Raw genomic sequence first — 21,521 nt, forward strand, 5'->3', positions numbered from 1 at the left:
AGGTCGCATGGTCTAGACCTGCGGAAAAGACGGTTCCCGGTGACCGACACCGGCCCGGATCGATAACCTGGGGATTATGGAACTGCGGGACATCGAGATCTTCTTGGCGCTGGCCGACGAGCTGCATTTCGGCCGCACCGCCGAGCGGCTGCACGTCTCGCAGGCACGGGTGAGCCAGACGATCAAACAGGTGGAACGCCGGATCGGCGCCCCGCTGTTCGCCCGCACCAGCAGGCGGGTCCAGCTCACCCCGATCGGCAAACGGCTGCGCGACGACCTCGGCCCCGCGTACCGCGCGCTGCACGAAGGCATCGAACGCGCGGTCGCGGCCGGGCGCGGGATCGGCGGCGTGCTGCGGCTGGGCTTCGAGGCCCCCGGCGTCGCCGATCTGACCGAGGATCTCCTGAATCGCTTCCGGCAGCGGCATCCCGGCACGGAACTGCTCATCCGGGAGGCCGAGTTCGCCGACCCGTTCGCGATGCTGCGATCGGGTGAGATCGACGTCCTGGTGACCCTGCTTCCGGTCGACGAAGCCGATCTCGCGACCGGACCGGCCGTGTACACCGAACCGATGGTGCTCGCGGTGTCGTCGAAACACCCTTTCGCGCGACGAAAGTCAGTCACCCTGGACGATCTCGCGCGCGACACCATCCTCCGCGCGGCACATCCACCGGAGCCGTACTGGTTCGAGGAACCGCGGCAATGGCTGACGCCTGCCGGACATCTCGTGACCCGGGGCAAACCCTTCGCGACGTTTCAGGAACTGCTCGCCGCGATCGCCACCGGCGCCGGAATCTGCCCGCTCGCCGCGCACGCGCAGGAGTACTTCAGCCACCCGCGAATCCGCTTCGTGCCCTTCGCGGGTTCACCCGACGTCGAGTGGGGCCTCGTCTGGCCGCGCTCCGCCGAGACAGCCCGCGTGCAGGCCCTCGCGTCCGTCGCCTCCGCTTCGCGCCCCTGACGCCCCCGCGTTTCGTCCTCTAGTTGCGATCCTTGCACGCGCAACTAGAGGACGAAACGCGGCGAAAAACTAGCCGACGACCTTTTTCACCCAGTCCTGCTCGAGCTTCACGACCTGCCCGTTCGACGCGACCGTCGGCGTACCGAAGCCGGGACCGTTGCCGAAGTCCTGCTGCAGCGACGGATCCGTGGAGATCTTCTTGTACGCGTCCTGGATCTGCTGCTCGTAAGCACCGGTGTTGATCGCCGTCGCGAAGGCCGGGTCGGTGATGCCGACGTCCTGGCCGAGCTTGATCAGCTGCGCCTTGTCGAATCCGCGCGCGCCTTCCTGCGGCTGGTCCTTGAACAGCGCGTCGTGGAAGGCGATGAACTTGCCCGCGTCGGCCGCGGCGAGCGAGGCGTTGGCGGAGTCCAGCGAGTAGCCCGGCGGGTCGGAACGCTGGTTGAGCATCGGCAGCATGTGATAGCGGACCTGCAGGGTCCCGTTGTTCACCTGCTCCTCGATCTGCCCCTTGAACGACTCTTCGAACTGCTTGCAAACAGGGCACAGGAAGTCGGCGTAGACGTCGATGGACTTCTTCGCCTCGGGCTTGCCGGCCGTCACGACGGCCCCGTCGCGCTTCTCGACGACACCCGCCGCCCAGGTGCCCGACTGCGCCGCGATCACCTTGCCCTCGGTGCTGTCCTTGCTGGACGTCGTCCAGATCACGCCGCCGATCACCAGCGCGGCGAGCACGACCACCGCGACCGTGATCGCGACGACCTTCTTCTTGTCGCCGCCCGCGACGCCCCTGGCCTGTGCCACCGAGCGCGAGGCCGTCTGCTGCTGCTTGCGTTTCCGAGCGTTGCGCTCAGCTCCACCCACGATTATTCGTTCCCTTCAGCGATACCCACATAGTCGTCGTCGGCGGGGACCCGAGAGTTCCCGAGCCAGCCGTCCACGGACAGCCAGGTCCGCGGCCGCACGATCAGCCAGACACCCAGCAGGGCGAACCCGAGGTCCCTGGCGATCTCCTGCGGATACTGCGTCTGATCCGCGGCGATCTGACCGCCACCGCCGAAGCAGCCGCAATCGATGCTCAGCCCGCGCGCCCACGATTGGGCGATCGCGGCGATGAGCACCGCGAGCAGCAGCACCGACAGCACCGACACCCAGCGGGTCACGAACCCGGCGAGCAGGAGCAGGCCGAGCGCCAGTTCGGCGAGCGGCATCCCGATCGCGACCGGGCGGACGAGCCCGGCCGGCAGAACGTCGAACGCCTGCACGGCGACATAGGTCTGCCCCGGATCGCTGATCTTCAGCGCTCCGGAAATCAACCAGACGGCGGCCAGTCCGAGCCGGGCGAGGGTGCCCACGGCGTCGAGCACGACTTGGGGCGGTCTACGCACGGGCCTAGGCTAGCCGTCGACCCTGAGAACAACGTGAGGCGGCGGACGGAGGTACCCGATGAGGGGACGCGCCCTGCTGATGGTCTGTTTGATGCTGGTCACAACGACGGCCTGCAGCAAAGAGGCCGGTCCGGCGGATTCCCTCGTCGCGCGCGCCGTCGGGTCCAACAAACTCACCATCGGCATCCGCTTCGACCAGCCGGGACTCTCCAAACGGACGGTCGACGGGCGGTACGTCGGCTTCGACGTCGACGTGGCGAAGTACATCGCGAGCGAATTGGGTGTCGACCAGGATCACATCACCTGGCACGACAGCAAGCCGTCGTCGCGCGAGACGGACATAACATCCGGGGTGACGGACCTGATCGTGGCGACCTACTCGATCACCGAAAAACGGAAACAGACGGTCGCCTTCGCCGGGCCGTATTTCGACACCGGCCAGGACCTGCTCGTCCGCCTCCGATCGACCGACATCACCGGTCCCGAGAACCTCAACGGCCGCAAACTGTGCGCCGTGGGCGGCACCACCTCGGCCGAGCAGGTGCGCGACAAGTTCGCCCAAGCCGTGCAGCTCGTCGAGTACCCGCGCTACCAGGACTGCGTCACGGCGCTGCTCGCGGGACAGGTGGACGCGGTGACCACCGACGACGTCATCCTGGCGGGCTACGTGGCGCAGAACCCGGAGTTGCTGAGAGTCGTCGGCAAGCCGTTCTCGAAGGAGAAATACGGCGTCGGCCTGCGCAAGGGTGACATCGAGGGCCGCGCCGCGGTGGCCAGGGCCATCCAGAAGATGATCTCTTCCGGTGACTGGCTCGACTCGCTGAACCGCAACATCGGCCCGTCCGGCTACCGGATCCCGCCCCCGCCGCAGGTCACCGAGCAGTGATCCTTCCCGATCTGCCGGTTCGCGCCGTCCTGCCCGAACTCGAAGCCGCGCTCGACGCCCATGGCACCGCCGTGCTCGTCGCGCCCCCTGGAACCGGCAAGACCACCCTGGTGCCGCTCGCGCTGGACAACGGCGAAGGCCGGGTGATCGTCGCCGAACCGAGGCGGCTGGCCGCGCGGGCCGCGGCGGCGCGGATGGCGTCCCTGCTGGGCGAACGCGTCGGCGAGACGGTCGGTTACTCGGTGCGCGGAGATCGGAAGGTGTCGTCTTCGACACGGATCGAAGTGGTCACCTCGGGTCTGCTGGTCCGGCGGGTGCAGGGCGATCCCGAACTGGCCGGGGTGTCGACCGTCCTGCTCGACGAATGCCACGAGCGCCACCTCGACGCGGATCTGCTGCTCGCGCTGCTGCTGGACGTGCGCGCCGGGCTGCGGGACGACCTGCGCCTGCTCGCGACGTCGGCCACCGTGGCCGCCGGACGGCTGGCGGCCCTGCTCGGGGACGCGCCGGTGATCACCGCGCACGCGCGGACCTATCCGGTCGACGTCTCGTACTCCCCGCCCGCACGTGGCGAGCGGATCGAGACGACCGTGGTCCGGGCGATCCACAAAGCACTGTCCGAAGGAGACGGTGACGTACTCGCCTTCCTTCCCGGCGCCGGTGAGATCGCCAGGGTCAGCGGAATGCTCGGCGGCCTGGACGCGGACGTACTGCCCCTGCACGGGCGGCTTTCGGCGGCGAGCCAGGACGACGCGCTGCGCCCGCGTGCCCGCCGCCGGGTGGTGCTCTCGACGTCGGTCGCCGAGTCCAGCCTGACCGTGCCGGGTGTCCGCGCGGTGGTGGACTGCGGCCTGTCCCGGGTCCCCCGCGTCGATCACCGGCGCGGACTGCCGGGGCTGGCGACGGTCCGCGTTTCGGCCGCGGTCGCGGAACAGCGCACCGGCCGGGCCGGGCGCGAGGCGCCCGGGCGCGCGTACCGGTGCTGGGCGGCGCACGAGCAGGGTTCCCTGCCCGCCTATCCCGAACCCGAGATCAGGACGGCGGAACTGGCGCGTTTCGCACTCGAACTCGCGTGCTGGTCCACTCCGGACGGCTCCGGCCTCTCCTGGTGGGACCCGCCGGGCGAAGGCGCGCTGGCCGCCGGTCGCGCGCTGCTGACCACGCTCGGGGCGACCACGGAAGACGGGACGGTGACCGAACGCGGCCGAAAGATGGCCGGGCTCGGCCTGCATCCGCGCTTGGCGCGGGCGCTGCTGGACGGCGCGGCGCGGACCAACGCGCGTTCGGCGGCCGAGGTCGTCGCGCTGCTGGACAGCGGCGGCACGCTGACCGATCTCGAAGCCGAACTGCGGCGCGTGCGGGACGACGGGCGCTGGAAGTCCGACGTGCGGCGGCTGACCAAGCTGGTACCCGACGGCGGCAAGGCGTCCGATCCTGCGCTGGTAGTGGCCTTGGCGCATCCCGAGCGGCTCGCACGGCGGCGTTCCGCGGGCACGCCGGTGTACCTGATGGCCGGTGGCACGGCGGCGGAACTGCCGCGCGGCAGCGGGCTGGCGGACGTCGAATGGCTGGCGGTGGCCGAAGCGACCCGCGATCCCGGCCGCGCGCAGGGCATCATCCGGCTGGCCGCCCCCGCCGACGAGGCCCTCGCCGTGCGCGCGGCGCCGAATCTCGTTTCGACGGTGGACGAAGTGCACTGGGCGGGCGGGGATGTCGTGGCGCGTTCAGTGCGGCGGCTCGGGGCGATCGTGCTGTCGGAGAAGCCGTTGCGCTCCCCCGCGCCGGACGCGATCCGCGCCGCGCTGCTGGACGGCCTGCGCACCGAGGGGCTCGGCCTGCTGCGCTGGTCGGAGGACGGGCGGCGACTGCGCGAACGGCTCTCTTTCCTGCATCGGGTGCTGGGCTCGCCTTGGCCCGCGGTCGACGAAGCCGCTCTGTTGTCCACTGTGGACAGCTGGCTCGATCTCGGCTCGGCGCGCCGCCGGTCGGACCTGGCTTCGCTGGACGCGGGCGCCGCGCTGCGCGGGCTGATGCCCTGGCCCGAAGCGTCGCGCTTGGACGAGTTGGCGCCGGACCGGCTGGAGGTGCCGTCGGGTTCGCGGATCCGGGTCGACTATTCGGGTGAGCAGCCCGTGCTGGCCGTGAAACTGCAGGAGACCTTCGGCTGGCTCGCGACACCGGAGCTTGCGGGCGTCCCCGTCGTCCTGCACCTGCTCTCACCGGCCGGTCGGCCCGCGGCGGTCACCGCGGATCTGGAGTCGTTCTGGCGCAACGGTTACGCGGCCGTACGCGCCGATCTCCGCGGGCGCTATCCGAAGCATCCCTGGCCGGAAGACCCGCTGGGTGCCGCGCCCACGCGGCGGACCACGCGGCGCGGCGGGACGTGACCGCTCAGTCCATCATCTGGTGCTGAGGCCTGGTCGGCAGCTGCGCGGCCAGCTCCTCGTCGTCCTCTTTCTCGTTCAGCCCGAGTTGCACCGCGCTCCGGATCTGCTCCCGGTTCTCCCGCACGACATGCGCGAAGAACTCGTCGATCCGCGGGTCCGTCAGCACTTCGAGGATCACGCGCATCGCGGTGTCGATCACCGAACGCACCACCTCGTCGTGGAACGGCAGCTTGGAAAGCCGTCCCGCCTGCGGGTCGTTCTTCAGCTTCTCGGCGATGATCCCCCGCAGCAGCGATTGGTTGTCACCCAGTGACCGCGCGAGGTTCTGTGGGTAGTTCCCGGTTTCCAGCACCTTGACGACCTCGTCGAGCACCGCGATCGTGATCGGTTTCTTGATCGCCAGCACGATCGGCCGCGAAAGCCGTTCGACCAGCCGCTGGGTGAACCGCTCCCCGAACGCGCGGTCGGCTGTGCGCGCGAGCCGGACGAGCACGACCAGGATCCGCAGCAGCCGGAACCCGCGCAGCGCCGGATGCGCGATCGGGATCATGCCGAGGATTTCGTACCAGTTGCGCAGCGGGAACCACTTCTCCCAGCCGTTGCGCCGCCATCGCCACAGGAATTCGAGCGCGAAGATCCCGCACACCACGGTGTCGATGATGAAGACGGTGTGCGCCGTCTCGTCCGAATGCGGGAAGAACGTCACGTAGACGAGCAGCCCGACCGAGAACACGGCGAGCACGAGCATCACCAGGTCGAGCGGATTGACGCGCCGTTGTTCGCGGGTGGTCATGGCGCCGATTCTGCCTTTCCGGGGTGACTCGTGCCGAGCGGCACCTGTCGAAAGTAAGGGATGACCGATGACTTCGGGGCGATGCCCGCACGTGTCCCCGCGTCGGAAACTTTCGGTACACGAAGGAGGGCGCGGATGATCACGCTTCGAGGACTCACGAAGCGCTATGGCGGGAAGACAGTGGTCGACGGGCTGACCTTCGCCGTCGAGCCGGGCAAGGTGACCGGTTTCCTCGGTCCCAACGGCGCGGGCAAGTCGACCACCATGCGGATGACGCTCGGCCTCGACACGCCGAGCGGCGGCGAGGTCCACATCGGTGGCGAGAAGTACGCGGACCTGCGGTATCCGCTGCGTGAGGTCGGTGCGCTGCTGGAGGCCAAGGCCCTGCACCCCGGGCGGAGCGCGGGCAAACACCTGCTGGCGATGGCGCGCAGCAACGGGATCGCGGCGAGCCGGGTGGACGAGGTGCTCGCGACGGTCGGTCTCACCGATGTCGCAGGCAAACGAGCCGGGACGTTTTCGCTCGGCATGGGACAACGCCTGGGCATCGCGGGCGCGCTCCTGGGCGACCCGGGCGTGCTGATGTTCGACGAACCGGTCAACGGCCTCGACCCCGACGGCGTCCGCTGGGTGCGGCAGCTGATGCGTTCGCTGGCGGCGGAGGGCCGCACGGTGTTCGTTTCGAGCCACCTGATGAGCGAGATGCAGCTGACCGCGGACAGGCTGGTCGTCATCGGCAAGGGAAAGCTGCTCGCCGACGCCCCGGTGGACGAATTCATCGCGGGCAATTCGCGGACGTCGGTCGCGGTGCGGGTGCCCGTTCCCGGGGAACTCCGGGCGCTCGAACAGCGTCTGCGCGCGCTCGGCGCGACCACGGAAGCCGACCGGGACGAACTGATCGTGCACGACCTGCCCGTCCACCGTGTCGGTGACGCGGTGCACGAACTCGGGATCCGCGTGCACGGGCTGACCGAACGGACCGCGTCGCTGGAACAGGCCTACATGGAATTGACCGCGTCGTCGGTCGAATACGGAACGGGAGTCGCGGCATGAAGTCACTCATGGTCCTGGTGGCGGTGATCGCCGGCCTGCTGGGGGTGCCGGCGGCCGCGTCGGCGGCACCGGACCTGTCGCTGCCCGCACCGGGTGGCCCGGTCCCGATCGGACTGCGCACGCTGCACCTCACCGACCAGGCACGAGCCGATCCTTGGGTGCCCGAGAAGCGGCGCGAACTGATGGTCAACGTCTGGTACCCGGCCTTCCCGGTCGGGCGGGCGCCGCTGTACATGACGCACGCGGAATCTGCGGCCGCGGTCGCCGGGCGGAAGCTCGATTTGCCGCCGGACACGCTGAGCAAGGTGCGGGTCCACTCGAGGGAGAACGCGCCTTCCCTACCGGGACGGCGTCCGCTCGTGCTGTTGTCGCCGGGCGCGGGCAACAACCGGATCACCCTCACCGCGATGGCCGAACGCCTTGCCTCACAAGGATTCGTGGTCGCCGGAATCGACCACGCCCACGAAGCCTGGGCGACGGAGTTCCCCGACGGGCTGCGTCAGTGTGTCGCTTGTGGGCGTCCGGACGACCCGTGGCCCGCCGCGATCGCGAATCGCGCGATCGACACGTCGTTCGTCATCGACACCCTGCTGAAGGACTCGCGCTGGTCGATCGACGCCGGGAAGATCGGGATGGCCGGTCACTCCGCCGGTGGTTCGGCGACCGCCGCCGCGATGGCCGCCGACCGGCGGATCAAAGCGGGCGTGAACATCGACGGCCCCTTCTACGGCACTGTTTCCCTCGACCGGCCGCTGCTTCTCCTGACGAGTCCGATCGGCGAGAAGCACTTCAGCCCGACTTGGGACGAGACCTGGCCGCGGCTCACCGGGCCGAAAGAGCGGTTCCTGGTCGAGGACAGCGGCCATTCGTCGGTGACCGACGCGGCGATCCTGATCGACCAACTGGGGCTGCGGCCGCAGATTCCGCCGACCGAGGTCGAGAACCAGTACGGCTCGATCGATTCCCGGAAGGCGCTGGACTTCTTCCGTGACCGGCTGACCGGTTTCTTCAAGCAGTGGAGCGCACGATGAACGCGATCTCTTCGGAATGGACCAAGTTCTGGTCGGTCCGCTCGACGTGGTGGTGCCTGAGCATCGGGGTCGTCCTGATGCTCGCCTACTCCGGCGCGCTGGGCCTGGCCGCGAACGCGGGCGTCGAACGCTCGATGGCCCCGCACGCCGTGGTGACCGGGGCGGCTTTCTACCTCACGCAATTCGCCGTGGTCGCGCTGGCGGCGCTGTTCATCACGAGCGAATACGCCAGCGGCAGCATCCGCTCGACCTTGCAGTGGGTCCCGGTGCGAAACCGGCTTCTCGCGGCGAAATCGGCGGTCCTGTTGCCGGTCCTTTTCGGCTACGGCGTCCTGAACACGCTCCTCGGCGTGGCGGTCTCGGCACCGCTGATCCCCGAGCGGGACTCCTCGGTGGGCGATGTCCTCACGACCGCCGCGGGCATGGGTGGCTACTTCGGACTACTGGGCCTGCTCTGCCTCGGCCTGGGGACGGCGCTGCGGAGCACGGCGGGGACGATCGTGACGATGTTCGTGCTGCTGGTGATGATCCCGATGTTCGCCGGTTCGCTGGGCGGCGAAGACCTCGTGAACTACTTCCCCGGCTTCGCGGGCGTCAACGCGATGCTCTCCGCCGGGGAGCCGAACCCCATCTTCGGCGGCATCGCGCCCTACGCGCCCTGGGTCGGCATCGTGCTCTGCACGGCTTGGGCCGCGGCCGGACTCGCCGCCGGTTCCACCGTGCTCCGGCGGCGCGACGCCTGAGCGGGAAGCAAGGGACCTTTGCTCTCGCCTTTACACGACACCTCAGGTGGAGCGGCAGGTCTGTGAAGGCCTCCTTCCCTACTCTCAAGGTAGGCAAGGAGGCCTTCACGGACTCTCGGGTCCCAGGGCTTCCCGGGCAGCGCCCTGACGAGGGTGACCACCGGTCCGATCACGCCCGAGAGGTGACCGTTCACCTCAACATCGAGAGAAGCGACACCAAAGGTCCCTTGCTCCCTTCCGCGCCAAAACCGCAGGTCAGCGCCCAGGCGATAGCAAAGGTCCCCCGCTACCCCGCCACTCCGAGCCCCGCCAGGACCTCCCGCGCTCCCCGCGTCAGCTCCGCGAGATCCGGCGGCCGCAGCGAGCCGGTCCCGGCCAGCGCGTCGAAGATCGTCCCGTCCAGCCACGCGACGAGCACCCGCGCGTGCCGCTCCGGTTCGGCCGATCCGCGTCCGGCCAGCACCTCGGCGCACCGTCGCCGGATGACCAGCCCCCCGCGGTCGTACGCCTCGCGCAACTCCGGCCGCCGCGTCGCCTCCAGCGCGAACTCGTACCGCGCGAGCATCCGCGTCCGCCCTCGCGTGATCGCCGCGTGGGCGAACCCCGCCACGTACTCCGCCAGCTGCCCGGGCGCGGGATCCAGAGTGACGTCGTCGAGTTCGACCATCCGCGAGATCGCCAGTTCCAGCAGCGCCGCCCGCGTCCGCGCGTAGTACGACGTCGAACCCGCGGGCAGCCCGGCGAACCGGTCGACGGCCCGATGCGTCAGCCCGCGCATCCCTTCGGCCGCGATCACCTCGATGGCCGCGTCCCCGATCGTCGCCTTTCGCACTCTACAAGTGTAGTAGTACTCTACAAATGTAGAGGAGGTCGACATGCGCAAAGCGATCGTGGTCGGCGGAGGAATCGGCGGACTGAGTGCCGCCATCGGACTGCACGGCATCGGCTGGGAGGTCACCGTCCTGGAACGGGCGCCGGAACTCACCGCCGCCGGCGCGGGCATCTCCCTGTGGCCGAACGCCCTGCGGTCACTCGAAACACTGGGCATCCACCTCGGCAAGCTGCAGGAACAAGCGTCGGGCGGCCTCCACGACCGCGCGGGCCGCCGCATCACCCGTTGGGATGCCGAGGCGTTCCGCCGGCACCACGGGCGCCCGCTCGCCGCCATCCACCGCGCCGACCTCATCGACGCGCTCCGCGACGCCCTGCCCGCGGGCTGCGTCCGCACCGGCACCGAGGTCACCGGCCTCGGCGATCTCGACGCGGACGTCATCGTCGCCGCCGACGGAATCAACAGCACACTCCGGAAACAGCTGTGGCCGCAGCATCCCGAACCGGTCTACAGCGGCAGCACGGCCTTCCGCGCGGTGACCGCCCTTCCCCACGCGGCCGACCTCAGCACGAGCTGGGACGACGGCGCCGAGATCGGCGTCATCCCCTTGCACGACGGCCGGGTCTACTGGTGGGCGAGCTATGTCACCGAACCGGGAATCCGATACGAAGACCCGAAGGCGTACCTGCGGAGCCGTTTCGGCGGCTGGCACGAACCCATCCCCGAGCTCATCGACGCCACCGCTCCGGAAACGCTGCTCCACCACGATCTCTACCTGCTCGGCACTCCCTTGCCGTCGTACGTGCGGGGACGCGTCGCGCTCCTCGGCGACGCGGCGCACGCGATGCCGCCGTTCCTCGGCCAAGGCGGCTGCCAGGCGATCGAGGACGCCGTCGTCCTCGCCGCCACGCTCAGCGACACCGAAGACGTCGACGCGGCGCTGAAGAGTTACGACGAGCAGCGCCGCCCGCGCAGCCAAGCGGTCGCCAAAGCCTCGGTCCAGGCAGGGAAACTCGGCCCGCAGCTGCGCAACCCGCTCGCCGTCGCCGTCCGCAACGGCGTGGCCCGCCTGCTCCCCGGCGCGCTCACCGCCCGCGCCGGTGCCGGTGTCAGCGGCTGGATTCCTCCCGTTCCCCGCCGACCAGCCCCGCCTCGTACGCGGTGATCGCCGCCTGCACCCGGTTCCGCGCGCCGAGCCGGTTGAGGATGGTGCTCACGTAGGCCTTCACCGTGCCCTCGACCACGAACAGCTTCCCGGCGATGTCCGCATTGGACAGTCCGGAACCCAGCAGCGCCAGCACTTCCTGTTCGCGCGGGGTCAGCTTGCCGATCAGCGCCTTCGCCTCTTCGGCCCGGGAAACCCGATTGCCGGAGAAGCGGGCGATGACCCGCTGCGCGACCTTCGGCGAAAGGAACGCCGCGCCACCGGCGACCGCGCGAATCCCGGACAGCAGCTCGCGGGGATCCCCGGATTTCAGCAGGAAGCCACTCGCGCCGAGGCCCAGCGCACGCTCGATGTAGGTGTCTTCGCCGAACGTGGTCAGCATGATCACGCCGATCTCGGGCAGCAGCCGCCGGATCTCCTCGGCCGCCTTGAGCCCGTCCATGACCGGCATCCGGATGTCGAGGAGCACGACGTCCGGCCGGGTCGCACGGACCTGCTCGACGGCGGCGCGGCCGTCCTCGGCCTCCGCGACCACTTCGATCCCGGCGTCCGCGGCCAGGATCGCCGACACCCCGGCGCGGATCATCGCCTCGTCATCGGCCAGCACCACCCGGATCATCCGGGTTCCCCCTTTGCTCGTCTTCACTGATCACGTCCTTCGCCACGAGTTTCCCGTCGGCGAAGCACAACCGGTACGCCTCGTAGTACCTGTGGAACAGGGTGCGCTCGGTGCCGTAGTACTCGCAGGTCGCCCCGGCGGGCACCGGCGGTTCCGCCTGACGAGGTCGCGCGATCCGCTGACCAGCGGGCAGGACGGACGCGATCTCCGCCCTCGGCTGGCCCAGCCGGATGCGGTCGTAGTCCCCCTTGGGGAGTTCCGAGCTGTACCACTGGACGAGGAACACCGCCCCGCTGATCCCTACCAGCACCCCGAAGAGCCCGATCGGCACGACGATCGCCTGGATCAGGCTGCGCCGGACATCCCGGCGGGCGCGTTCGAGTTCCCTCGCCGACGTCGACTGTCCCACTTCGGCGTCCATCGCCGCCTGGCTTTCCGGCGACTCCTCCGACGGCGCGGCATCATGCGGCAAGCTCGCACTGACCTCGAAGCCGCCGTCGTGCGGTACCGCCCGCAAGGTCCCGCCCACCAGCCGGACCCGCTCACGCAGACCGATCAACCCGCGTCGTCCCGAGGCCCGGCCGGGCAGGGGGCCCGCCGGTGGCGGCGCGTTGGTGACCAGGACGTCGGTCCGCCCTTCGGATCGCACGACCCGGACGGTGACGGCGGCGCCGGGCGCGTGCTTCACGACGTTCGTCACCGACTCCTGCACCACGCGATAGGCCGCGCGGTCGACCATCCGCGGCTCACCGTCGGCCGGATCGTCCACAAAGGACTTGATCAGCACGCCCGACGTCCTCGCCCGGTCGAGCAGTTCGTCGATGCTCTCGTCCACCGGCTCGGTCGGCGCGTCGTCCTCACGCAGCACGCCGATGATCTCGCGCAGCCGTTCGGTTGCCGTCGCCGCGCTCTGCCGCAGGTCACCGGCGGCCTCCCGCTGCTTCTCGTCGAGGCCGCCCGCGACCTCGAGCGCCGCGGCACGGACCGCGATCAAGCTGAGCTCGTGCCCCAGCGAATCGTGCATGTCACTGGCGATCCGGGTGCGCTCGCGCAGCCGCGCCCGATCGGCGATGAGCCGTTGACGGCTTTCCATCTCCTCGGCACGACGCCAGCCGTCGCGCGCCATGTCCTCGCGCTGCCGGATGTACTTGCCCAGCAGCCACGGCGTCACCGAAGCGAAGACAAAGAGTCCGAGCAGGGCGCCCCAGTCGGCGAACCCGTCGTCGCCCCAGATCAGCGCCACGGGGATCGCGACCAGGGTGACGACGGTGAAAACGCGCAGCATCGGCTTCGCGATCGGCTGCCGGTAGCCGGCGAGATAGCTCACCGTGACCAGGACGAACCCTTCCCAGATCGGCACCCGGCCGCCGAAACTGCCCAGGATGACGAAGCTCGCGACCATCGCGATGGCGAGCGAGACCACCGGGTACCGGCGTGACAACCCGATCGCGGCCGTGGTCGCGACGAGCCCGACGATCAGCTCCCAGTGTCTCGTGCTGGATCCCGCGTCGATGACCACCCAACCGCAGAGACCGAGCCACAGCGCGACGTCCATGGCCAGCCGCCGCCCACGCCGCACAGGCTCCTCCGCATCCTTCACGGGATCGGACGCTACAAGCCGCGACAGCCGCTTCGCCATGGACGAAAGTCAAGAAGGTCCGATCACCCGGCCTCCACAGGGGTGATGAGGCATGATGATCGACCATGGCCGAGCGCACACTCTCCGGTCAGCTAGGCGGTCCTGTCCCGGCAGGTATCGAAGCGCTGGCCGACAACGAGAAACAAGACCTCTCCGACGCGTTGCGCGACGCGCGCCACCGCCAGGCCAAAGCCTTGGCCGAAGCGGGCGAAGAGGGTCTGAAATACGTACCCGCGCTGCTGCGGGGCACCGTCCGCAAGGTGGTGGGCCTGTGAGCACGGAGAACTTCGCCTCGCAGGCGGAGATCCTCAAACTCGCCCGCGTCCTCGGCACCACCCCGGAGCGGCTTTCCTACCTGGAGAACGTGGACGCGGCCGAACTCCAGACGTTCCGCGAGCAGGTCACGGACACGCTGTTCGACGCCAATCTCGCCGCCCTCGAGCGGATGGCGATGGCGAGCAAGCTCGTCCCGAGCCCGATTCTCGCGAAGATCGCCGAGAAGGTCTTCGGCCCGCTTCTGTGCGCCCGGATCGCCGGGCTGGTCGACGCCTCCCGGGGTGTCGACGTCGCGAAGCGGCTGAAACCGCAGTTCCTGTCCGACGTCGCGGCCGAACTGGACCCGCGCCGGGCGAGCGCGATCATCGCGCGGATCCCACTCGACACCGTGGTCGCGGTCGCCGGGGAACTGGTGCGCCGCGAGGACTGGATCACCGTCGGCCGGTTCGTCGGCCACCTGCCCGATCCGACCGTGCGAAGGGCTCTCGGCGTCATCGGCGACGAGGCACTGATCCGGATCGCGTTCGTCCTCGACGACAAGAGCCGGATCGATCACGTCCTCGGGCTGCTCTCCGAGAGCCGGTTCCGGGGCCTCCTGCGGGTCGCGGCCGCCGACGAGGACCTGTGGGCGCCGGTGCTCGACCTGCTCACCCACCTGAGCGAGCAGCGGATCGAGCAGTGGTCCCACCTGCTCGGCGAACTCCCGCCGGAGCTGCGGGAGCGCGTCGAAGAAACCCTCGGTCAAGCCTCCTGACCCCGGCGGGGAGAGCAAGGGACCTTTGCTATCACTTTGAAGCGAAACCGCTGGTCAGAAGCTCACCGCGCCGCCAGACAGCGGCCGTCAGCGGCACCCCCGGCCGGTACGCCAGATGGGTCGTCGAAGGCGCCTCAAGCACGTGAAGGTCGGCACGCGCTCCTGGCCGCACGAAGCCCACATCGTCACGCCTCAAAGCGCGAGCGCCGCCCGCCGTCGCCGACCAGACCGCCTCGTCGATCGTCATCCGCATCTGCAGCACCGCGGTCGTGACGCAGAACGCCATCGACGTCGTGTACGAGCTGCCCGGGTTCGCGTTGCTGGCCAGCGCGACCGTCGCCCCCGCGTCCAGCAGCCGCCGCGCCGGCGCCAACGGCTGCCGGGTCGACAGATCGCACGCGGGCAGCAAGGTCGCGACAGTGTCCGAAGCGGCGAGAGCCTCTACGTCCGCTTCGCTCAGGTACGTGCAGTGGTCGACACTCGCCGCCCCCAGCTCGACGGCGAGCCGCACTCCCGGCCCCTCCCCCAGCTGGTTCCCGTGCACCCGCAGCCCGAGACCACGCTCCCGCGCCGCCTTCAGCACCCGCCCGGACTGCGCCTCGTCGAAAGCTCCGGTCTCGCAGAACACGTCCGCCCACCGCACCAGCGGCGCCACCGCGTCGAGCATGTCGCCGCACACCAGATCCACATAGGACTCCGCGTCCGCACCCGGCGGCACCAGATGCGCGCCGAGGAACGTGACCTCGTCCGCCACACCGGCCGCGATCCGCGCCGAGCGCACCTCGTCCTCGACGTTGAGCCCGTACCCGGTCTTCGTCTCCAGACAGGTCGTCCCCTGCCTCGCCGCTTCGTCGACGTGACGCCGCAGGTTCGCCGCCAGCTGCTCGTCGGAGGCCGACCGCGTCGCGTCGACGGTGACCGCGATGCCCCCGGCGCTGTACGCCTTCCCGGCCATCCGCGCCTCGAACTCGGCCGTCCGGTCCCCGGCGAAGACGAGGTGCGTGTGACTGTCCACCCAGCCGGGCAGCACCGCGCGGCCGTCCACGTCGATCCGCTCGTCCGCGTCGGGCGCGTCCGTCGCGGAGCCCGCCCAAACGATCGTCTCGCCCTCGACGACGACGGCCGCGTCGCGGAGTTTGCCCAGTTCGGCGTCGTTCGTGGTGAGCTCGCCGATACCCGTGATCAGGACTGCCACAATGCCTCGATCTCCTTGGCCAAGACCGTTTCCGGCCGGTCGATCAGCTGATGCGCGCCGTCGCGGACGATCTCACGCCCGGCGACGACGACATCCCGGACGTCCGCCCCGGAGGCGGCGAAGACCACCCCGGACGGCTCGATCCCCGCGGTCCGCACCGAACCGAGGCCGACGGTCACGAAGTCCGCACCCGCCCCCACGTCCAGCGAACCGACCTCGTCCCAGCCGATCGCGCCGTGATCCGTCGCCGCCGCGAGCAGTTCCTCCGCGGTGAACCGGCCGCGCTGCTCGCTGGCGAGCCGCTCGTTCAGTTCCAGCGCCCTGGTCTCCTCGAACGCGTCGACGACAGCGTTGCTGTCACTGCCGAGGGACAGCCGCACCCCCGCGTCCAGCAATGTCCGCGCCGGACCGATGCCGTCGCCGAGATCCCGCTCCGTCGTCGGGCAGAAACACGCTCGGCTGCGGGCAGCGCCCAGTCGCTCGATGTCGAGCGGCGTCAGATGTGTCGCGTGCACCGCGGTGAGGCGTTCGGTGAGCACCCCGTGGTCGTGGAGCAAGCCCGTCGGTGTCCAGCCGTAGGCCGCCATGCATTGCTCGTTCTCGGCCCGCTGCTCGGAAAGGTGGATGTGCAGTGGGCGATCCGCGGGCGTACCGTTGTCCACTTCGGACAGTTGAGCTTCGGGAACGGCGCGCACCGAATGAATCGCGCCGCCCACCCGGAACGTCTCTTTCTCCCGCAAGTCGCCGACTCGTTGCGCCCACTTCGCGGCCGAGCCGTCGGAGAATCGCCGTTGGACCTCGTCGGGTTCCACACCGATACCGCCCGCGAGGTAGCAAGTGTCGAGCAGCGTCAGCCGGATTCCGGCGTCCTCGGCGGCCTGCCGCAGTGCCTCGCCCATCGCGTTCGGCTCCGCGTAAGGCTTTCCGCCCGGCGCGTGGTGCAGATAGTGGAACTCGCCGACACTCGTGTACCCGGCCAGCACCATCTCGGCGTAGACGCCGCGCGCCAGGCGGTGGTACGAGTCCGGATCGAGCCGGGACGCGAGCGAGTACATCCGCTCGCGCCACGTCCAGAACGTCCCGCGGTCATGGTGCGTCCGCCCCCGCAGCGCCCGATGGAACGCGTGCGAGTGCCCGTTGGCGAAACCCGGCAAGGTCAGTCCGTTCAGGACGGTTCCTTCGCGGAGCGCGTTCGCCGTCACGGACGTGATCTTCCCGCCGCCGACCTCGAGCCGGACGGCATCGGCGATCCCGTCCGGCAACCAGGCGCGCTCACACCAATATGTCGTCATGTCGACAGTTTCTCCAGGACGTCCGCGAGCGCGCGAGCACCGTGGTCGACGTCCTCGGCCTCGGAGAACTCTTCCGGGGAATGACTGATCCCGGTCGGATTGCGCACGTAGAGCATCCCGGACGGAACGAACCCGGCGAGGATCGCCGCGTCGTGCCCGGCGCCGGTCGGCAGCTCCGGCGGACCACCCAGCCAGGTGCCCAGGTCGCGCCGCAGCGCGTCGTCGAAGATCACGTCGTCCGAGTACGACTCCCTGGTCACCTCGACCCGGCAGCCTTCCTGACTTGCCGCGTCTTCGGCCAGTTTCGCGATCTCCGCCACCAGTTCGGGCGTGTCCGTACCCGGCACCCGCGCGTCCAGCCAGAGGTCCACGGTGGACGCGATGACGTTGGTCCCGCCCGGGACCGGCACGAGCCTGCCGACCGTAGCCCTGGCGTCGGCTTTCGCCCTCGCCAGTTTCCGCACGGCAAGAACGGTCTCGGCCGCCGGGATCATCGGGTCACGACGGTCGCCGATCAGTGTCGCGCCGGCGTGGTTTCCCTGACCTTGGAAGGAGAACCGCCAGCGGCCGTGCGCGATCACCGTGTTGCCGACGGCGACCGGCGAGCCGAGATCGATCAGCCCGCGCCCCTGCTCGACGTGCAGTTCGAGGAACCGCCCGATCAGGCCGAGCCGCTCGGAATCGCGGCCGACGCGTTCGGGATCGAGGCCGGATTTCGCCGCCGCTTCGGCGAACGTGACACCGTCCGGGTCGCGCAGGCCGCGCGCCTTGTCCGCGTCGATGGTCCCGGTCAGCAGTCGCGAACCGAGGCACGGCACGCCGAACCGGCCGCCTTCCTCTTCCGCGAAGACCACGACCGCGAACGGCTTGGCGGGACGGAATCCCTTGGCCTGCAAGCTCTCCACCGCGTCGAGCGCGCTGGCGACGCCGAGCGGGCCGTCGAAGGCGCCGCCGCCGGGAACCGAGTCGAGATGGCTGCCGGTGACGACCGCGTCCGGACCGGGCGTGCCCCACCAGGCCCAGATGTTGCCGTTGCGGTCCGTCTCGACGCCCAGCCCGAGCCGCCCCGCACGCTCGACGAACCACGCGCGCAGTTCGGTTTCGCCCGCGTCGAAGGCGTGGCGCGAGTAACCGCCACGCTTCGGGTCGCGGCCGACGTCGGAGATCTCCGCCAGCAGCGAGGACGCGGTCACTCGGCGTCCCGCATCGGCACGCGGACGCCACGCTCGTCGGCGACGTCGGCCGCGCGGTCGTATCCGGCGTCGACGTGCCGGATGACGCCCATCCCCGGGTCGTTGGTGAGCACCCGCTCGAGTTTCTGCGCGGCCAGCAGGGTTCCGTCGGCCACGCTGACCTGGCCGGCGTGGATGGAGCGGCCCATGCCGACACCGCCGCCGTGGTGGATCGACACCCAGCTGGCCCCCGACGAGGTGTTGACCAGCGCGTTCAGCAGCGGCCAGTCGGCGATCGCGTCGGAGCCGTCGGCCATGCCCTCGGTCTCGCGGTACGGCGAAGCGACACTGCCCGAGTCGAGGTGGTCGCGGCCGATGACGACCGGCGCCTTCAGCTCACCGCTGGCGACCATCTCGTTGAACCGCAGCCCCGCGAGGTGCCGCTCGCCGTAGCCGAGCCAGCAGATCCGCGACGGGAGCCCCTGGAACGCGACGCGCTCGCCTGCCAGCTTGATCCAGCGGGCGAGGGATTCGTTCTCCGGGAACAGTTCCAGCATCGCGCGGTCGGTCGCCGCGATGTCCTCGGGGTCACCCGACAGCGCCGCCCAGCGGAACGGGCCGTTGCCCTCGCAGAACAGCGGGCGGATGTAGGCGGGCACGAACCCCGGGAAGTCGAACGCGCGCTCGCAGCCGCCGAGTTTCGCCTCACCGCGCAGGGAGTTGCCGTAGTCGAAGACCTCGGCGCCCTTGTCGAGGAAGCCGAGCATCGCCTCCACGTGCTCCGCCATCGACTCGCGGGCGCGTTCGGTGAACTCGTCGGGCTTCTTGTCCGCGTAGTCCTGCCACTCGTCGACACCGATGCCCTTGGGCAGGTAGGAAAGCGGGTCGTGCGCGGAGGTCTGGTCGGTGACGATGTCGACCTCGACGCCGCGGCGCAGCAGTTCCGGCAGCACCTCGGCGGCGTTGCCGACCACGCCGACGGACAGCGCGCGCTTCTCCTTCTTCGCGGCTTCCACGCGGCGGATCGCGTCGTCGAGGTCATCGGCGACCTCGTCGAGGTAGCGGGTCTCGACGCGGCGGTGGGCGCGTTGCGGATCGCATTCGATGACGAGCGCGACGCCGTCGTTCATCGTGACGGCCAACGGCTGCGCGCCGCCCATGCCGCCGAGCCCGGCGGTGACGGTGAGCGTGCCCTTGAGGCTCCCTCCGAACCGCTTCTTCGCGACGGCCGCGAAGGTCTCGTAGGTGCCCTGCAGGATTCCCTGCGTGCCGATGTAGATCCAGGACCCCGCGGTCATCTGGCCGTACATCGTCAGGCCCTGCGCTTCCAGGCGGCGGAATTCCGGCCAGGTCGCCCAGTCGCCGACGAGGTTGGAGTTCGCGATGAGCACGCGCGGCGCCCACTCGTGCGTGCGGAACACGCCGACCGGCTTGCCGGACTGGACGAGCAGCGTCTCGTCACCCTCCAAAGTGGTCAGTTCGCGGGTGATCGCGTCGAAACTGGCCCAGTTGCGGGCGGCCTTGCCGGTGCCGCCGTAGACGACCAGGTCCTCGGGGCGCTCGGCGACCTCGGGGTCGAGGTTGTTGTGGAACATCCGCAACGCGGCTTCGGTCTGCCAGTTCTTCGCGGTGAGCGTGGTGCCTCGGGCGGCACGGACCGTGCGGGTCATGGGCTCAGACCTCCAGTTGGGCCGCGGCGAGGACGGCACCCGACGCGACGAGTTCTTCGGCGGCGGCGATCTCCGGCGCCAGATGACGGTCGGGGCCGGGGCCCTCGACCTTGGTGCGGACGAGATCCCGGACCCGGCCGGTGACCGGCGACGGGACCAGGGGCGCGCGCATGTCGAGTGCCCGCGCGGCGGTGAGCAGTTCGATGGCGAGGACGGTGTTGAGACCCTCGACGGCCTTGCGCAGCTTGCGCGCGGCGGACCAGCCCATGGAGACGTGGTCCTCCTGCATGGCGCTGCTCGGGATCGAGTCGACCGACGCCGGCACCGCGAGGCGTTTGAGCTCGCTGACCACGGCCGCCTGCGTGTACTGGGCGATCATGTGACCGGAATCGACGCCCGGGTCGAACGCGAGGAACGGCGGCAAGCCGTGCGAACGGGCCTTGTCGAGCATGCGGTCCGTGCGGCGCTCGGCGATGCTGGCGACATCCGCGAGCGGGATGGCGAGGAAGTCGAGCACGTACGCGACCGGGGCGCCGTGGAAGTTGCCGTTCGACTCGACGCGACCGTCGGACAACACGACCGGGTTGTCGACCGCGGAGTGAAGCTCACGCTCGGCGACGAGCTCGGCGTGCGTGAGGCTGTCCCGTGCGCCTCCGTGCACCTGCGGCGAGCAGCGGAGCGAGTACGCGTCCTGGACGCGGTTGCAGTCCGGGCCGCGGTGGCTCTCGACGATCTTCGAATCCTGGAGCGCGGTCCACATGCGCTGGGCGCTCAACGCCTGCCCCGGGTGCGGGCGCAGGGCCTGGAGATCGGCGGCGAAGGCGCGATCGGTGCCGAGGAGCGCTTCGACGCTCATCGCCGCGGTGATGTCGGCGGTGTCGAGAAGCTTGCGCAGGTCTGCTGCGGCCAGCAGGAGCATGCCGAGCATGCCGTCGGTCCCGTTAGTGAGGGCGAGGCCCTCCTTCTCCGCGAGAACGACCGGTTCGATCCCAGCGTGCTTCAGCGCGACGGCGGCCTGGACGACTTCGCCGTTGTACTCGACTTCGCCCTCCCCCATCAGCGCGAGCGCGACAGCGGCCAGCGGCGCGAGGTCGCCGGAGCAGCCGAGGGAGCCGTACTCGTGGACGAGCGGGGTGATCCCGGCGTTGAGCAGGGCCGCAAGCGCTTGCGCGGTCTGCGGGCGGACGCCGGTGTAACCGCTGGTGAGGGTGCGGAGACGCAGTAGCATCAACGCGCGCACGACCTCGGTCTCCACGACCGGGCCCGCTCCCGCCGCGTGCGAGCGGATCAGCGACCGCTGGAGCGCGGTGCGGCTCTCGAGCGGGATGTGCCTGGTGGCGAGCGCCCCGAAGCCGGTCGAAACGCCGTACGTCGGCGCCTCGGCGTGGGCGAGGTTGTCGATGTGCTGACGCGTCGCGGTGAGGTTCTTCTCGGCCGCTTCGCTGACCGCGACGGGCGAGTGGTCACGGGCGACCGCGACGACCTGTTCGGGCCGAAGCGATTCGGACCCCAGAAGTACGGTTTCCGGCATAGCCCCATTGGACAACGCCATGCCCGCTGGTGGGCGGCCCCAACCGGTGGTTGTGTCTGGTATCCAAGACACACCCGGCGGGAGCAAGGGACCTTTGCTCTCGCTTGTCTCAACATTGAGAGAAGTGAGAGCAA

20 protein-coding genes are annotated in these 21,521 nt (G+C 69.9%); 9 read left to right on the forward strand and 11 right to left on the reverse strand.

Annotated elements, in window-relative coordinates; translation table 11 throughout:
• Positions 1-76 precede the first annotated feature (76 nt).
• Complete coding sequence (locus ACLJRM_RS42720) at positions 77-961, forward strand: LysR family transcriptional regulator (RefSeq protein WP_410666294.1); 885 nt, start codon at positions 77-79, stop codon at positions 959-961.
• A gap of 69 nt (positions 962-1,030) precedes the next feature.
• Here ACLJRM_RS42720 and ACLJRM_RS42725 read toward each other — a convergent pair whose 3' ends face one another.
• On the reverse strand, positions 1,031-1,825 hold the full coding sequence (locus ACLJRM_RS42725) for a DsbA family protein (RefSeq protein WP_410666295.1): 795 nt from the start codon (positions 1,823-1,825) through the stop codon (positions 1,031-1,033).
• 2 nt (positions 1,826-1,827) lie between these two features.
• A complete protein-coding gene (locus tag ACLJRM_RS42730; RefSeq protein ID WP_410666314.1) occupies positions 1,828-2,316 on the reverse strand; it encodes a MauE/DoxX family redox-associated membrane protein in 489 nt (162 codons plus the stop codon).
• A gap of 91 nt (positions 2,317-2,407) precedes the next feature.
• Between ACLJRM_RS42730 and ACLJRM_RS42735 the strand changes: the two genes are divergently transcribed.
• Entirely contained in the window at positions 2,408-3,235 is an 828-nt protein-coding gene (locus tag ACLJRM_RS42735) for a glutamate ABC transporter substrate-binding protein (protein ID WP_101612662.1), read from the forward strand.
• A complete protein-coding gene (gene hrpB, locus ACLJRM_RS42740; RefSeq protein ID WP_101612661.1) occupies positions 3,232-5,622 on the forward strand; it encodes an ATP-dependent helicase HrpB in 2,391 nt (796 codons plus the stop codon). The genes ACLJRM_RS42735 and hrpB overlap by 4 nt, the downstream gene beginning before the upstream one ends.
• Before the next feature lie 4 nt (positions 5,623-5,626).
• Here the strand turns inward: hrpB and ACLJRM_RS42745 are convergent, their stop codons facing one another.
• Positions 5,627-6,415 (reverse strand): ion transporter, encoded by a 789-nt coding sequence (locus ACLJRM_RS42745; RefSeq protein WP_101612660.1) that lies wholly within the window; start codon positions 6,413-6,415, stop codon positions 5,627-5,629.
• Between the two features lie 135 nt (positions 6,416-6,550).
• On the opposite strand from ACLJRM_RS42745, the gene ACLJRM_RS42750 reads away from it, so the two are divergent.
• From ACLJRM_RS42750 to ACLJRM_RS42760, 3 genes are read left to right on the forward strand one after another with little or no spacing between them, the layout of a single operon-like run.
• Complete coding sequence (locus tag ACLJRM_RS42750) at positions 6,551-7,468, forward strand: ATP-binding cassette domain-containing protein (protein WP_410605875.1); 918 nt, start codon at positions 6,551-6,553, stop codon at positions 7,466-7,468.
• Positions 7,465-8,499, forward strand: coding sequence for an alpha/beta hydrolase family protein (locus ACLJRM_RS42755; protein ID WP_410666296.1), 1,035 nt, complete (start codon positions 7,465-7,467; stop codon positions 8,497-8,499). The genes ACLJRM_RS42750 and ACLJRM_RS42755 overlap by 4 nt, the downstream gene beginning before the upstream one ends.
• A complete protein-coding gene (locus ACLJRM_RS42760; protein ID WP_410666297.1) occupies positions 8,496-9,242 on the forward strand; it encodes an ABC transporter permease in 747 nt (248 codons plus the stop codon). The genes ACLJRM_RS42755 and ACLJRM_RS42760 overlap by 4 nt, the downstream gene beginning before the upstream one ends.
• Before the next feature lie 286 nt (positions 9,243-9,528).
• Here ACLJRM_RS42760 and ACLJRM_RS42765 read toward each other — a convergent pair whose 3' ends face one another.
• A complete protein-coding gene (locus ACLJRM_RS42765; RefSeq protein ID WP_101612657.1) occupies positions 9,529-10,074 on the reverse strand; it encodes a TetR/AcrR family transcriptional regulator in 546 nt (181 codons plus the stop codon).
• A 43-nt stretch (positions 10,075-10,117) separates the two neighbouring features.
• On the opposite strand from ACLJRM_RS42765, the gene ACLJRM_RS42770 reads away from it, so the two are divergent.
• Positions 10,118-11,239 carry an FAD-dependent monooxygenase gene (locus tag ACLJRM_RS42770; RefSeq protein ID WP_410666298.1) on the forward strand — a complete coding sequence of 374 codons (1,122 nt, stop codon included), beginning with the start codon at positions 10,118-10,120 and terminating at the stop codon, positions 11,237-11,239.
• Here the strand turns inward: ACLJRM_RS42770 and ACLJRM_RS42775 are convergent.
• Together ACLJRM_RS42775 and ACLJRM_RS42780 are read right to left on the reverse strand one after the other, a co-directional pair.
• Positions 11,184-11,858, reverse strand: coding sequence for a response regulator transcription factor (locus ACLJRM_RS42775; RefSeq protein WP_101612655.1), 675 nt, complete (start codon positions 11,856-11,858; stop codon positions 11,184-11,186). The two genes, ACLJRM_RS42770 and ACLJRM_RS42775, sit on opposite strands and share 56 nt — an antisense overlap.
• The gene (locus tag ACLJRM_RS42780; RefSeq protein WP_101612654.1) at positions 11,833-13,437 is read right to left on the reverse strand and encodes a sensor histidine kinase; all 1,605 of its coding nucleotides are present in this window, start codon (positions 13,435-13,437) and stop codon (positions 11,833-11,835) included. Before ACLJRM_RS42780 ends, ACLJRM_RS42775 begins: the two co-directional genes overlap by 26 nt.
• A 125-nt stretch (positions 13,438-13,562) precedes the next feature.
• Here ACLJRM_RS42780 and ACLJRM_RS42785 point away from each other — a divergent pair, with 125 nt between their 5' ends.
• The gene (locus ACLJRM_RS42785) at positions 13,563-13,772 is read left to right on the forward strand and encodes a hypothetical protein (RefSeq protein ID WP_101612653.1); all 210 of its coding nucleotides are present in this window, start codon (positions 13,563-13,565) and stop codon (positions 13,770-13,772) included.
• Positions 13,769-14,527, forward strand: a complete 759-nt coding sequence (locus ACLJRM_RS42790; RefSeq protein WP_101612652.1) for a hypothetical protein — start codon at positions 13,769-13,771, stop codon at positions 14,525-14,527. The genes ACLJRM_RS42785 and ACLJRM_RS42790 overlap by 4 nt, the downstream gene beginning before the upstream one ends.
• Before the next feature lie 31 nt (positions 14,528-14,558).
• Here the strand turns inward: ACLJRM_RS42790 and hutI are convergent, their stop codons facing one another.
• Genes hutI through hutH form a run of 5 tightly spaced genes read right to left on the reverse strand, consistent with a single transcriptional unit; the run spans position 14,559 to position 21,387 of the window.
• Positions 14,559-15,722: an imidazolonepropionase gene (gene hutI, locus ACLJRM_RS42795; RefSeq protein WP_410666299.1), complete on the reverse strand. Its 1,164-nt coding sequence runs from the start codon at positions 15,720-15,722 to the stop codon at positions 14,559-14,561.
• Complete coding sequence (locus ACLJRM_RS42800; RefSeq protein ID WP_410666300.1) at positions 15,710-17,014, reverse strand: formimidoylglutamate deiminase; 1,305 nt, start codon at positions 17,012-17,014, stop codon at positions 15,710-15,712. Before ACLJRM_RS42800 ends, hutI begins: the two co-directional genes overlap by 13 nt.
• Positions 17,011-18,207 (reverse strand): allantoate amidohydrolase, encoded by a 1,197-nt coding sequence (locus ACLJRM_RS42805; RefSeq protein WP_410666301.1) that lies wholly within the window; start codon positions 18,205-18,207, stop codon positions 17,011-17,013. The genes ACLJRM_RS42800 and ACLJRM_RS42805 overlap by 4 nt, the downstream gene beginning before the upstream one ends.
• A complete protein-coding gene (gene hutU, locus ACLJRM_RS42810) occupies positions 18,204-19,856 on the reverse strand; it encodes a urocanate hydratase (RefSeq protein WP_101612648.1) in 1,653 nt (550 codons plus the stop codon). Before hutU ends, ACLJRM_RS42805 begins: the two co-directional genes overlap by 4 nt.
• Positions 19,857-19,860: 4 nt before the next feature.
• Positions 19,861-21,387, reverse strand: coding sequence for a histidine ammonia-lyase (hutH, locus tag ACLJRM_RS42815; RefSeq protein ID WP_410605865.1), 1,527 nt, complete (start codon positions 21,385-21,387; stop codon positions 19,861-19,863).
• Positions 21,388-21,521 lie beyond the last annotated feature (134 nt).

The sequence above is a fragment of the Amycolatopsis sp. lyj-84 genome, from assembly GCF_046549075.1.
Classification (GTDB): domain Bacteria; phylum Actinomycetota; class Actinomycetes; order Mycobacteriales; family Pseudonocardiaceae; genus Amycolatopsis.

Bases quoted from the DNA above. Each gene is read 5' to 3' on its own strand.
- ACLJRM_RS42720 (WP_410666294.1), top strand. From the start codon at position 77: ATGGAACTGCGGGACATCGAGATCTTCTTGGCGCTGGCCGACGAGCTG.
- ACLJRM_RS42735 (WP_101612662.1), top strand. From the start codon at position 2,408: ATGAGGGGACGCGCCCTGCTGATGGTCTGTTTGATGCTGGTCACAACG.
- ACLJRM_RS42745 (WP_101612660.1), bottom strand. From the start codon at position 6,415: ATGACCACCCGCGAACAACGGCGCGTCAATCCGCTCGACCTGGTGATG.
- ACLJRM_RS42750 (WP_410605875.1), top strand. From the start codon at position 6,551: ATGATCACGCTTCGAGGACTCACGAAGCGCTATGGCGGGAAGACAGTG.
- ACLJRM_RS42755 (WP_410666296.1), top strand. From the start codon at position 7,465: ATGAAGTCACTCATGGTCCTGGTGGCGGTGATCGCCGGCCTGCTGGGG.
- ACLJRM_RS42760 (WP_410666297.1), top strand. From the start codon at position 8,496: ATGAACGCGATCTCTTCGGAATGGACCAAGTTCTGGTCGGTCCGCTCG.
- ACLJRM_RS42770 (WP_410666298.1), top strand. From the start codon at position 10,118: ATGCGCAAAGCGATCGTGGTCGGCGGAGGAATCGGCGGACTGAGTGCC.
- ACLJRM_RS42775 (WP_101612655.1), bottom strand. From the start codon at position 11,858: ATGATCCGGGTGGTGCTGGCCGATGACGAGGCGATGATCCGCGCCGGG.
- ACLJRM_RS42785 (WP_101612653.1), top strand. From the start codon at position 13,563: ATGGCCGAGCGCACACTCTCCGGTCAGCTAGGCGGTCCTGTCCCGGCA.
- ACLJRM_RS42800 (WP_410666300.1), bottom strand. From the start codon at position 17,014: ATGACGACATATTGGTGTGAGCGCGCCTGGTTGCCGGACGGGATCGCC.
- hutU (WP_101612648.1), bottom strand. From the start codon at position 19,856: ATGACCCGCACGGTCCGTGCCGCCCGAGGCACCACGCTCACCGCGAAG.
- hutH (WP_410605865.1), bottom strand. From the start codon at position 21,387: ATGCCGGAAACCGTACTTCTGGGGTCCGAATCGCTTCGGCCCGAACAG.